The 12,512-nt window shown below is 49.1% G+C and carries 6 protein-coding genes, 1 tRNA gene and 2 rRNA genes (1 of these 9 only partly in view); 4 read left to right on the top strand and 5 right to left on the bottom strand.

Annotation, left to right across the window (positions count from 1 at the left end; genetic code table 11):
- Positions 1-80 precede the first annotated feature (80 nt).
- Both potE and KXJ80_RS22015 read left to right on the top strand, forming a co-directional pair.
- Positions 81-1,400 carry a putrescine-ornithine antiporter gene (gene potE, locus KXJ80_RS22010; RefSeq protein ID WP_218737613.1) on the top strand — a complete coding sequence of 440 codons (1,320 nt, stop codon included), beginning with the start codon at positions 81-83 and terminating at the stop codon, positions 1,398-1,400.
- Between the two features lie 124 nt (positions 1,401-1,524).
- Positions 1,525-2,679, top strand: a complete 1,155-nt coding sequence (locus tag KXJ80_RS22015; protein ID WP_218737614.1) for a porin — start codon at positions 1,525-1,527, stop codon at positions 2,677-2,679.
- Between the two features lie 203 nt (positions 2,680-2,882).
- On the opposite strand, the gene KXJ80_RS22020 is transcribed toward KXJ80_RS22015, so the two are convergent.
- Entirely contained in the window at positions 2,883-5,228 is a 2,346-nt protein-coding gene (locus KXJ80_RS22020) for a YgiQ family radical SAM protein (protein WP_218737615.1), read from the bottom strand.
- Between the two features lie 213 nt (positions 5,229-5,441).
- Entirely contained in the window at positions 5,442-5,840 is a 399-nt protein-coding gene (locus tag KXJ80_RS22025) for an MAPEG family protein (RefSeq protein ID WP_218737616.1), read from the bottom strand.
- A gap of 155 nt (positions 5,841-5,995) precedes the next feature.
- On the opposite strand from KXJ80_RS22025, the gene KXJ80_RS22030 reads away from it, so the two are divergent.
- Both KXJ80_RS22030 and KXJ80_RS22035 read left to right on the top strand, forming a co-directional pair.
- Complete coding sequence (locus KXJ80_RS22030) at positions 5,996-7,216, top strand: threonine/serine exporter family protein (protein ID WP_037413798.1); 1,221 nt, start codon at positions 5,996-5,998, stop codon at positions 7,214-7,216.
- Positions 7,217-7,387: 171 nt separating this feature from the next.
- A complete protein-coding gene (locus tag KXJ80_RS22035) occupies positions 7,388-9,028 on the top strand; it encodes a BamA/TamA family outer membrane protein (protein ID WP_203432358.1) in 1,641 nt (546 codons plus the stop codon).
- Between the two features lie 674 nt (positions 9,029-9,702).
- Here the strand turns inward: KXJ80_RS22035 and KXJ80_RS22040 are convergent.
- The 3 genes from KXJ80_RS22040 to KXJ80_RS22050 all read right to left on the bottom strand — a co-directional run.
- Positions 9,703-9,779, bottom strand: a tRNA-Asp gene (locus KXJ80_RS22040).
- Positions 9,780-9,815: 36 nt separating this feature from the next.
- Positions 9,816-9,931, bottom strand: a 5S ribosomal RNA gene (rrf, locus tag KXJ80_RS22045).
- A gap of 222 nt (positions 9,932-10,153) precedes the next feature.
- Positions 10,154-12,512: ribosomal RNA gene (locus KXJ80_RS22050) — 23S ribosomal RNA — on the bottom strand (it continues 534 nt past the right edge of the window).

A 12,512-nucleotide genomic window follows, 5' to 3' on the forward strand; every position in this document is an offset into this window, starting at 1 on the left:
ATCTGACTGTAGAGTTAATTAACCCCGCTCTACAGTCAATTTCAACCTTCTATAATGAATTATATTATTAGGTCATTATTATGAGTAAATCAGAAAATAAAATTGGCGTTGTCCAATTAACGATTATCACCATAGTTAATATGATGGGCTCTGGGATTATCATGCTGCCCACCCAATTAGCCCAAGTCGGTACTATCTCTGTGCTTTCTTGGCTTGTGACCGCCGCAGGCTCAACCGCGCTGGCCTTTGCGTTTGCAAAATGCGGGATGTTCAGTAAAAAAACTGGTGGTATGGGCGGTTATGCCGAATATGCCTTTGGCCGCAGCGGTAACTTTATGGCGAACTACACCTATGCGGTTTCGCTACTTATCGCTAACGTCGCCATCGCTATCTCCGCCGTGGGTTATGCCGCGGTGCTGCTCGAAGTGAACTTAAGCCCAATGGCTATCTGTCTTGCCACCATTGGCGTGCTTTGGTTAGCCACTGTCGCAAACTTTGGTGGTGCTCGCATTACAGGCCGCGTGAGCAGCGTGACCGTGTGGGGGATTATTCTGCCAGTGATTGGCGTGTCGTTAGTCGGTTGGTTCTGGTTCGACATCGACCTCTATAAAGGCGCATGGAACCCACATGATATGCCGTTCTTCAAAGCCTTAGGCGGTTCTATCGCGATGACCTTATGGGCATTCCTTGGCTTAGAATCGGCTTGTGCTAACTCAGAGGCCGTTGATAACCCAGAGAAAAACGTTCCTATCGCCGTAATGGGCGGTACCTTAGGTGCAGCGCTTATCTATATCGTTTCAACCAACGTGATTGCCGGTATTGTGCCTAACGCCGACCTTGCTAACTCAAACGCACCTTTCGGTCTAGCCTTCGCGCAAATGTTTAACCCTGTGGTCGGTAAAATCGTGATGGCCTGCGCCATTATCTCCTGTACTGGCTCACTGCTGGGTTGGCAGTTCACTATCGCACAGGTATTCAAAGCCTCTGCCGATGAAGGCTTCTTCCCTAAAATATTCTCTAAAGTCAGTAAAGCCGATGCACCGATTTGGGGTATGACCATCATCGTCTCTATCCAAACTCTGCTGTCTCTGATGACTATCAGCCCATCACTGAGCAAACAGTTTGAAGCCCTAGTTAACCTCGCCGTGGTGACTAACATTGTGCCTTACATCCTGTCGATGGCGGCCCTAGGTGTAATGCAAAAACAACTCAAAGTACCAGCGAACAAGGCCCGCGTTGCCAACGTGATTGCGGTTATCGGCGCCCTGTATAGCTTCTACGCCCTCTATAGCTCTGGTGAAACCGCAGTGATGTTAGGCGCTATCGCGACCTTCTTCGGTTGGACCATCTACGGGGTGATTTCCAATAAAACACCAACCGCCGAGATCAAAGCAGCGTGAGCACGTCTCCCCTGCGATTCTCACTCTTTACTAGATAAGAAACATACAACCAATCCGTCTTCAGGGACCTTAAGCCACAGTGCCTAAGGTCCCCAGACAAAACTTGCCTATTTTCGGTGGAACTATGAAAAAAACATGCATCGCTCTAATGTTACCTATGCTGTTGGCCGCCACCAGCAGCCAAGCGGTTGAACTCTATAACGATCAAAAAAACTCATTAGATTTAAGTGGTTGGTTAGGCTTCGCGGCACTCAATGACAGCCACGATACCTCAGTAATTGATGACTCCTCCCGAGTACGATTTAGCTTTGAACGCAGCGAGAGAAATGGCTGGACCGCCTTTGCCACCACGGAATGGGGCATCAACATGGTGTCCAGCGATGACAGTTTAGTGATGCAAGGTGGCAAACTGGCCGCCGAAAAAACCGAAGACTTCCTCTATAACCGTTTAGGTTATGTCGGGATGTCGCACAATGAATGGGGTAGCCTCAGTTTTGGTAAGCAATGGGGCGCTTACTACGATATTGCAGGCACGACGGATTTACCGAACGTGTTCGCCGGATATAGCGTCGGCGCCTACGCCTTTAGCGATGGCGGGCTAACAGGAACTGGCCGTGCCGACTCCGCGTTTATCTACCGCAATAGCTTTGGCCCAGTGCAAATTGCCCTGCAATACGCCGCCAAAACCAATGGTGAGGTCACCTTAAAAAATGATGACGGCAGCGAAATGACCAACTCAGAGCTTAATTTCGACAGCAGTTACGGTGCCAGCCTGACCTACTCACTCACCGATAAATTTAAACTGCTCGCCGGCTTTAACCGTGGCGACTTTGAAGGTCACTTAGGAAACACTCAAGTCGATGAAACCAACGAAATCGTCGGTATCGGCGCCATGTATGGGGATTACTATCACTACGCCGATAACCGCGAAGCCAGCGGTCTCTACGTCGGCTTTAACGCCCATCAGAGTAAGAACAATGAACTGGTCGGCGGCGAACTCTACGACGCTACTGGCGCTGAGCTGATGACGGCCTATCAATTCGATAATGGCTTTGTGCCTATGATTGTCCTCAGCTATTTGGACTTAGACACAGATGCCAGCACGCCCATCCAAGGCAAATGGACCCGCCAATTCGCCATGCTTGGCCTGCACTACCGTTACAGTAACGACACTGTGATGTTTGCCGAAATGAAGTTAGATTTCAGCAACATGGATGATCCAGCACTCGAAGCGCAGGAAGATAATGGCTTTGCGGTAGGGATTAACTACTTCTTTTAGGAATGGAAAGTCTTCATCAGGCTCTCCCGTACATTGAGGGATAGTGGCTCACGTTCCTCATATCCGTGGGCCCATTTGAGACTGAGGTGCGGCGCACGTTCCGTCTACAAACGCTCGCCACACACTCATTGGATGGTACCGCTGGTTTACCATCACCTCTGCGCCACTCCAAATAGGTTTACTGGAGTGGCTTTTTTTCGCCGTTACTTAGCGTGCTGACGGCCTGAAGAGGCTTTGTTTCCGCGACCATGGTGGCCCGCCTTACCCTGCTCTGATTTTCCCTTAAAGCCCGACTGACCAAAAGGTGCCTTAGCTCCCGGACGGCTGCTCTTAGGCTGCTGACCTTGCGTTGCATTCGCCCCAGACTTAGGTCCCTTAGGCTTGCTTGCACTCGGTTTGCCCTTGGCGTCGCCTTTACCCTTACGCTCATCGAACTGATTGCCCGAGAAGCGCGTCAGGGCTTTTTGCCCTTGGTTAGCATCCTTCATCCATTTCTGGCCACGTTCGTTGCGCCCTTCTGGTGGAACGAGGTGATTCGGACTGTTACCAATCAAATCTTCACGTCCCATGGCAATCAAGCCTTCGCGGATGATAGGCCAACCCGCTGGATCATGGTAACGCAGCAGCGCCTTATGCAGGCGACGTTGGCGGCCCTTCTTCGGCACAGGTACTACTTCACTGGTGTGCTTCACGTTTTTCAGCGAGTTCAACTCAGTGTGATAAATGGTCGTCGCGTTTGCCATTGGCGATGGATAGAAGTTTTGCACTTGGTCGAGCTTAAACTTACGCTCCTTCAACCAGAGCGCGAGGTTGAGCATATCCTCGTCGGTCGTGCCCGGATGCGCCGAAATAAAATAAGGGATCAGGAACTGTTCTTTACCCGCTTCCTTAGAATACTTGTCGAACAGCTCTTTAAACTTATCGTAGGCGCCCATGCCGGGTTTCATCATCTTGCTGAGCGGCCCTTCTTCGGTATGCTCAGGGGCGATTTTCAAATAGCCGCCCACATGGTGCTGGACCAACTCTTTGACATAGGCCGGATCTTCAATCGCTAAGTCGTAACGCACGCCCGAAGCAATCAAGATTTTCTTAATGCCGGGCACGGCGCGAGCGGCGCGGTACAAGTCGATAGTGTGTTTATGATCTGTGCCTAAATGGCCGCAAATCGATGGATACACACAGGATAAACGGCGACAGGTTTTCTCCGCTTTTTCGCTGGTACAGCCGAGGCGATACATGTTGGCGGTGGGGCCGCCTAAGTCGGAAATCACCCCAGTAAAACCGGGAACTTTATCCTGAATATCTTTGATTTCTTTAATAATCGATTCTTGCGAACGGCTCTGGATAATCCGGCCTTCATGCTCGGTAATCGAGCAGAATGAACAGCCACCAAAGCAACCGCGCATGATGTTGATCGAGGTTTTGATCATGTCATAGGCGGGGATTTTGTCCTTACCGTAGGCAGGATGCGGCACCCGTTGATAGGGTAAATCGAATACGGCATCCATCTCGTCGGTATTGAGCGGCCAAGCCGGTGGGTTCACCCACACACCACGGTCACCATGGGGCTGGAACAGCGCTCGCGCACAACCCGGGTTTTGCTCTTGGTGCAAAATCCGCGAGGCATGGGCGTATAAGTATTTGTCCTCAGAGACCTTTTCAAAGGCTGGCAGCAGCACATAGGTTTTATCCCAAGGCTTAGGGCGTGGCGGCTGCACACTGATGGGTTTTGGCGCATCGTTATCGAAAATTTTAACATCCGATGGGCCAGATAAATTGGCACAGCCCACATCGTCGGCGCCATAGGGGTTCGGGATAGGATCGATCTTATGCAGTTGATCTATCTTGCGAGAATCCATCCCACGCCACTCGGGCATAGGCTCTTTACGGATAACGGCAGTACCGCGCACATCCTGAATATCCCCAATGGCTTCACCCGCGGCTAAACGACGCGCCACTTCAGCCAGCGGACGCTCGGCGTTGCCGTACATCAAGATGTCGGCCTTGGCATCGAAAATCACGCTGCGACGAACTTTGTCCGACCAATAATCGTAGTGCGCGATACGGCGCAGGCTCGCCTCGATGCCGCCAATAATCACTGGCACATCTTTAAAGGCTTCTTTACAACGTTGGGTATAAACAGTCACAGCGCGGTCGGGGCGCTTACCACCCACATCGCCAGGAGTATAAGCATCATCACTGCGGATACGACGGTCGGCGGTGTAACGGTTGATCATCGAATCCATATTGCCGGCGGTGACACCAAAAAACAGATTCGGGCGACCAAGCTGCATAAAGGCATCTTTGCTCGACCAATCGGGCTGAGAAATAATCCCGACACGGTAGCCTTGGGCTTCTAACATCCGGCCAATGACCGCCATGCCAAAGCTTGGATGGTCCACATAGGCATCACCAGTGACAATAATAATGTCACAGCTGTCCCAGCCTAATTTCTCCATCTCCTTGCGAGACATAGGTAAGAAAGGCGCGGTGCCGAATGACTCGGCCCAATACTTGGGATGGCTAAACAGTGTGGATTCAACTTGCATCGATTTTGACCCAAAAGCGTAATGTCAAACAAAGGTGCAGGCAAAAAACAGGCCGCACCGATTTAGGGACGCGGAGTATAGCAGGCAAACAGGGATAAGTGCGATTAAAAAAACAGCAGCCGAGGTGTTTTTCGGGGTATTTGCACCAATGTGCTCAATACCCCTAAAGTGGCTAGGGATATGGCTTAGACGGCCATTACCCTATCTCAGCCATTACAGACTTTGGGCAAAATGCACTAAGTTGACTAAGGCTAGGCTGATAGTCACTAACCAAGTGAGCAACACGCCCCAAAAACGACCGAAATGATAACCGCCTTTACCCTGAGTTAACCCTATCGCATGGAGTAAGCGCGCCACAATCCACAGGGTACCAAAACAATGCAAATAGAAATGCGCTAAGCCACCCGCCTCGGCCACCAGCATTAAAATCAATACGATGGGTGCATTCTCAATCAGATTCGCATGTACTCTGCCCGCCAGTACCAAGGCATGATGACCACCATCGCCGATACCGATTTTTTGGCTTCGTCTTAATTTCACCACTCGATAAGCCAGCGCTATTATCAACAACCCAGTCAAGCTGGCGTAAAACCCTGTTACCATCAACGGCATAACGATTCCCTTTTGATTAACATCACCGCGGTATAGACCGCAAAAATTCAGCAATTTATTTGTATTAAGCTTAAAAGCCATTAACCTTTTAGCGACAAGATAGGTTAATATGCGCGCGTGATCTCTTACAACTTTTTATACAGTGAATAGCCCGATTGGATAACGAACAGTTTCTCGAAAAGCGTAAATTTATCATTAAGCTAGGCAAGGCTTTACATAAGTTTGGCACACCCGCTTACCGTCTTGAAACCCATTTGCAAACTGTATCACGGACGCTCGGAATCGAAGGTTATTTTTTAATCTCGCCGACCTCGATGACCTTCGTATTACAACACGATACTGATCAAGAATATAACCATGTTGCGCGGGTTAAACCCGGCGAATTGGATTTAGGCTCCCTCGCCCGCACCGATGAACTGGTAGATGAACTCACCTCGGGCAAACGCACACTCACCGAAGCCTTAGACAGGCTAGAGGAAATTGCCAACAAACCCAACCCCTACGGCCCAGCATTAACCTGTTTCTCCTTTGGCACCTCGGCGGCCGCCTTTGCCATGTTGATGGGCACGGGTTGGAACGATGTCTTTTGGTCAGGCTTGTTAGGCTTGCTTGTCTATGGCTTTGTGTACCGCGCCGAGCGTTCGACGCGCATGGCAGAAGTCTTAGAGCCCTTCGCGACTATTGTTTGCGCCATTGCCGCCTGCGCCATTGCCCGCATCGACCCTAATATTAATATTCCGGTGGTGATCCTCTCCTCGATCATCATCTTTATTCCCGGTTTAGCCTTAACCTTGGGGCTTGCTGAGCTGGCGGCACGCGATTTGATTTCGGGCACAGCGCGGATCATGGACGCCAGTATGCTGTTGTTTAAGCTATATTTTGGTGCAGTTTTGGGGATGGCAATTGGTAAAGCCTTCTTCGGTGAGGCCATTTATATCGAACCGGAAGGATTGCCTCGCTGGGCGATTTGGTCAGCGGTGCCCATCCTTTCTATGGCGCTGGTGTTCATCTTTAAAGCACGGATGCAAGATTCGCCTTGGGGCGTTCTAGCGGGAATTGTCGCATTTTTCTCCGCCATGTTAGGTGGGCACTTTTTTGGGGATTCGGTGGGGATCTTTTTTGGTGCCCTAGCCGTAGGAGTTTACTCCAATCTTTATGCCCGTTGGATGAAGGCTCCCGCCTCAATTGCATTGCTGCAAGGCATTGTGATCTTAGTACCCGGCAGTAAAACCTACATAGGGCTGAACGCGCTGATCTCCGGCGAAACTATGCTTAACCAATCCCATATTGGCTCGCAGATCTTTTTGATCTTTATGTCGCTTATCGCCGGACTGATTTTTGCCAACGTCGTAGTACCACCAAGGCGTACGCTATAACATTCATCCTCAGGGCTGGCGCCAACTCCAGCCCTATTCTTAAAATAACCTTATGTAAAATCATAATCTTATTAAAATGTTTACTTGACTAATCGTCATATCCCGTGTGTTATTAAATTGTGAAGCAGCAGAACCTTAAGCTGTTGCCATCCAGTTTACGGGAGTGGTTTTATGCAGAAGTTTACCCTGTATGCATCGATTCTACCTTGTTGCCTCTGTGGTCTAGTCAACCTAGCCACAGCGGATGAGGTTGCGCCCAAAACCACCTCGGATCAAGCCCCAAAAAAGGTTAGTAAGATCATCGTTGTAAGCAATCCTATCTTCGACGAGTCAGATCCCGATGCATTTTTTATCCACCGCTGGGCAAACTATCTGCATATAAATACCAAGGAATATGTGGTTCGCGATAAGCTTACCTTTAGCGAAAACGATACGGTCACCCAAAAAGATCTCGATGAGTCTCAACGTTTACTACGCGCCGAACCCTATATTCGTGATGCCAAAGTTTATACAAGTGAGAAAGATCCCCAAACGGATTCTCCCCTCGAAGATGAATCCATCATTATTGAAACTTGGGACAACTGGTCGCTACTGCCAACGGCCAGCTTTAGCAGCTCAGGAGGAGACACTCGTTACTCCTTTGGCGTAAAAGAAGATAACCTACTAGGTACTGGCATTCGCACCCGCTTAAAGTATCAATCTAACGAATCCCGCACTGGCTATAAGTTTGCCTTTGAGGCTCCCGTGAGTTTTATCGATCACGGCATTGTCGCCGCTGAATTTTATGATAATAGTGACGGCCAAGCTAAACATGTGTACGTGAGCAAGCCTTTCTATTCATTGAATACTGAGACCATGTACTCGGCCGAGTTTTTAGATGATAGCCGCACCGATATTTTGAGACAAAATGGGCAAGAGGTGAACGAGTTTGCTCACACTGTCGATTATCTTAATTTGCAATATGGTTGGTTACTCAATAGAAGCAACGACAATCTGTCTCGCTTTATTGCTGGCTTTACCCAAGACAAGCACGAGTTTGCCAATTCAGAGGTGTATCCCAACTCAGAGTTACCACAAGATAGGGACTTTATGTATCCCTGGGTTGCCTATGAATATGTTCAAGATGATTTTCAGATACTCAACAACGTGCACCTGATCCGTAATAATGAAGACTTTAACTTAGGATGGCATCACTATATCCAACTCGGTATTGAAACCAATGATATCGGCGACAATAACCCAGTGGGTTACCACTTTAAATGGCAAACCAGTAGGGGTTATAAATTTGATGAACATCTTTGGTTACTGGAAATGGGCGCGACCAGCACTCTAGGCACCACGCAAAAAGACACTTTTCAGGCTAATGTACAAGCGGAATACTTCTATCAAATCAATCCAAAATGGATTGCCTATGGCAAAGCTTGGGCAAGCCTGTCCAATAATACCTATCTCGATCTAACTCAAGGACTTGGGGATGAAACTGGAGTACGAGGTTATCCCAACGAATATCAACAAGGGGATAACCAATGGTTATTTACCGCCGAAATCCGCAATTATCCGAATATCAACTTATACCAATTAGCTGAACTCGGCTGGGCAGTCTTTGCGGATGTAGGCCAAGCCTCTGGCGGTCCCTTAGCCGACAATAACGAAGTCAACGGCCCGCTAGGTAGCATAGGTATTGGCGCGCGGATTTATTCATCTAGATCCAGTTATGGCAACGTCGCCCATATCGATTTTTCGGTACCTTACACGGGGGGCGATTCAGTAAACAGTTGGGAATGGCGATTCTTAGTCAAACAAAGCTTTTAAGCTATTTAGTTGACAGAATATTAGCCTTTGAGACGCTATAAACCAGTTTAAATCTGGCCGATAAGAGCGATCCCTATGGCTCACTTTTAGTGATTTTTAAGTAGGCTATATTCTTCTAATCACTAAAGGGGTATTTATATTGATCAACAAAATTGGATTATCATCTCTGCTATTACTTCAGCCTTTAACCGCTTTTTAGTCGAGTATTTTCATTCTCAAGTTCATTTAAGCAAACCACTGACACTGTCCCGATACCACTAAATTTAGCTCGCCATTGAAACCAGCCAAATCAAATATCTCATCAGTTCATAGCCTTACAGGTATTTCAATTCGAGGCGCATTAACGCAGAAAGAGTTATTCCATTTTAAGTCAACCCCACAGGAAGCAGGATGTCTTTGAGGCTGTCAGGTGTTCACTGCATGGTAAAGCGCTTATGCTGCGCTCAAGGCTTTTGGCAGAACCCATTATGCCTTCAAGCCTTCACCTTGCCTAAAGTGCTTTGCTCTCCGCTAAATGAACAGATATTGAATACGATTGGTATGGTACATCACACAGTGATGCGCTCATAAATGAGAGGGATAAATGCTGTAGAACAGGATTCTGCGACAATTAAAATAGATAAACTCCAAAGACGAAAAAGCCCTAACATTGCTGTTAGGGCTTATCGAAATGTTGGCGGAGCGGACGGGACTCGAACCCGCGACCCCCGGCGTGACAGGCCGGTATTCTAACCAACTGAACTACCGCTCCTTTAACTTAACGTTTACACATTAAGCTAAATTAGGCGCTTGGCGATGACCTACTCTCACATGGGGAGACCCCACACTACCATCGGCGCGATTGCGTTTCACTTCTGAGTTCGGGATGGGATCAGGTGGGACCACAATGCTATTGTCACCAAGCAAATTCTTACGGGTTAATTCTACGTCTGACGGCATTGTTTCCTCACTCCAGTGCTCATGTACTACCGTACACTCCGCCCTTCGCTCGTCACGGCTTTGTCTGCCGTACAATTACCTGCGTAATTAACCTTTATTTGTTAATTCGGAAAGCTGTATTGAGTACCACTTCTTAAGTGTTTCTATTCAAGCTAAGTGCTACTTAGCAAAACCCATCTGGGTTGTATGGTTAAGCCTCTCGAGTCATTAGTATCAGTTAGCTCAACGCCTCACAACGCTTACACACCTGACCTATCAACGTCCTAGTCTCGAACGGCTCTTTAGTGGACTTAAAGTCCAAGGGATGACTCATCTTGGGGCTCGCTTCCCGCTTAGATGCTTTCAGCGGTTATCGATTCCGAACATAGCTACCGGGCAATGCCATTGGCATGACAACCCGAACACCAGCGGTTCGTTCACTCCGGTCCTCTCGTACTAGGAGCAACTCCCCTCAATCATCCAACGCCCACGGCAGATAGGGACCGAACTGTCTCACGACGTTCTGAACCCAGCTCGCGTACCACTTTAAATGGCGAACAGCCATACCCTTGGGACCGACTTCAGCCCCAGGATGTGATGAGCCGACATCGAGGTGCCAAACACCGCCGTCGATATGAACTCTTGGGCGGTATCAGCCTGTTATCCCCGGAGTACCTTTTATCCGTTGAGCGATGGCCCTTCCATTCAGAACCACCGGATCACTATGACCTACTTTCGTACCTGCTCGACGTGTCTGTCTCGCAGTTAAGCTGGCTTATGCCATTGCACTAACCGTACGATGTCCGACCGTACTTAGCCAACCTTCGTGCTCCTCCGTTACTCTTTGGGAGGAGACCGCCCCAGTCAAACTACCCACCAGGCACTGTCCTTACCCCAGATAATGGGGCCAAGTTAGAACATCAACACTACAAGGGTGGTATTTCAAGGACGACTCCATCAGAACTAGCGTTCCAACTTCATAGTCTCCCACCTATCCTACACATGTAGGGTCAATGTTCAGTGCCAAGCTATAGTAAAGGTTCACGGGGTCTTTCCGTCTAGCCGCGGGTATACGGCATCTTCACCGCAATTTCAACTTCACTGAGTCTCGGCTGGAGACAGCGTGGCCATCATTACGCCATTCGTGCAGGTCGGAACTTACCCGACAAGGAATTTCGCTACCTTAGGACCGTTATAGTTACGGCCGCCGTTTACCGGGGCTTCGATCATGAGCTTCTCTTGCGATAACCCAATCAATTAACCTTCCGGCACCGGGCAGGCGTCACACCGTATACGTCATCTTGCGATTTTGCACAGTGCTGTGTTTTTGATAAACAGTTGCAGCCACCTGGTATCTGCGACTCCCGTCAGCTTAGAGAGCAAGTCTCATCACCAACAAGAGCGTACCTTCTCCCGAAGTTACGGTACCATTTTGCCTAGTTCCTTCAGCCGAGTTCTCTCAAGCGCCTTGGTATTCTCTACCCGACCACCTGTGTCGGTTTGGGGTACGATTCCCGCTAACCTGAAGCTTAGAAGATTTTCCTGGAAGCATGGCATCAACTACTTCATCCCCTTGGGGACTCGTCATCAGCTCTCAGTGTATAGTGACCCGGATTTGCCTAAGTCACCCACCTACCACCTTAAACGCGGACTACCAACGCCGCGCTAGCCTAGCCTTCTCCGTCTCTCCATCGCAGTTAGCGGAAGTACAGAAATATTAATCTGTTTCCCATCGATTACGCCTTTCGGCCTCACCTTAGGGGTCGACTCACCCTGCCCCGATTAACGTTGGACAGGAACCCTTGGTCTTTCGGCGAGGGGGTTTTTCACCCCCTTTATCGTTACTCATGTCAGCATTCGCACTTCTGATACCTCCAGTGTGGGTTACCCCTTCACCTTCAACGGCTTACAGAACGCTCCTCTACCGCGCAACTCTAATGAATTGCACCCGTAGCTTCGGTGGTATGTTTAGCCCCGTTACATCTTCCGCGCAGGCCGACTCGACTAGTGAGCTATTACGCTTTCTTTAAATGATGGCTGCTTCTAAGCCAACATCCTAGCTGTCTAAGCCTTCCCACATCGTTTCCCACTTAACATACACTTTGGGACCTTAGCTGACGGTCTGGGTTGTTTCCCTTTTGACGACGGACGTTAGCACCCGCCGTCTGTCTCCCGAGTAGTACTCATTGGTATTCGGAGTTTGCAAAGGGTTGGTAAGTCGGGATGACCCCCTAGCCTTAACAGTGCTCTACCCCCAATGGTATTCGCTCGAGGCGCTACCTAAATAGCTTTCGAGGAGAACCAGATATCTCCCGGTTTGATTGGCCTTTCACCCCCAGCCACAAGTCATCCGCTAATTTTTCAACATTAGTCGGTTCGGTCCTCCAGTTGATGTTACTCAACCTTCAACCTGCCCATGGCTAGATCACCGGGTTTCGGGTCTACGCCTTGCAACTAAACGCGCAGTTAACACTCGGTTTCCCTACGGCTCCGCTATTCGCTTAACCTCGCTACAAAACGTAAGTCGCTGACCCATTATACAAAAGGTACGCAGTCACGGTCTCAA

This window comes from Shewanella xiamenensis (assembly GCF_024971755.1).
GTDB lineage: Bacteria > Pseudomonadota > Gammaproteobacteria > Enterobacterales > Shewanellaceae > Shewanella > Shewanella xiamenensis.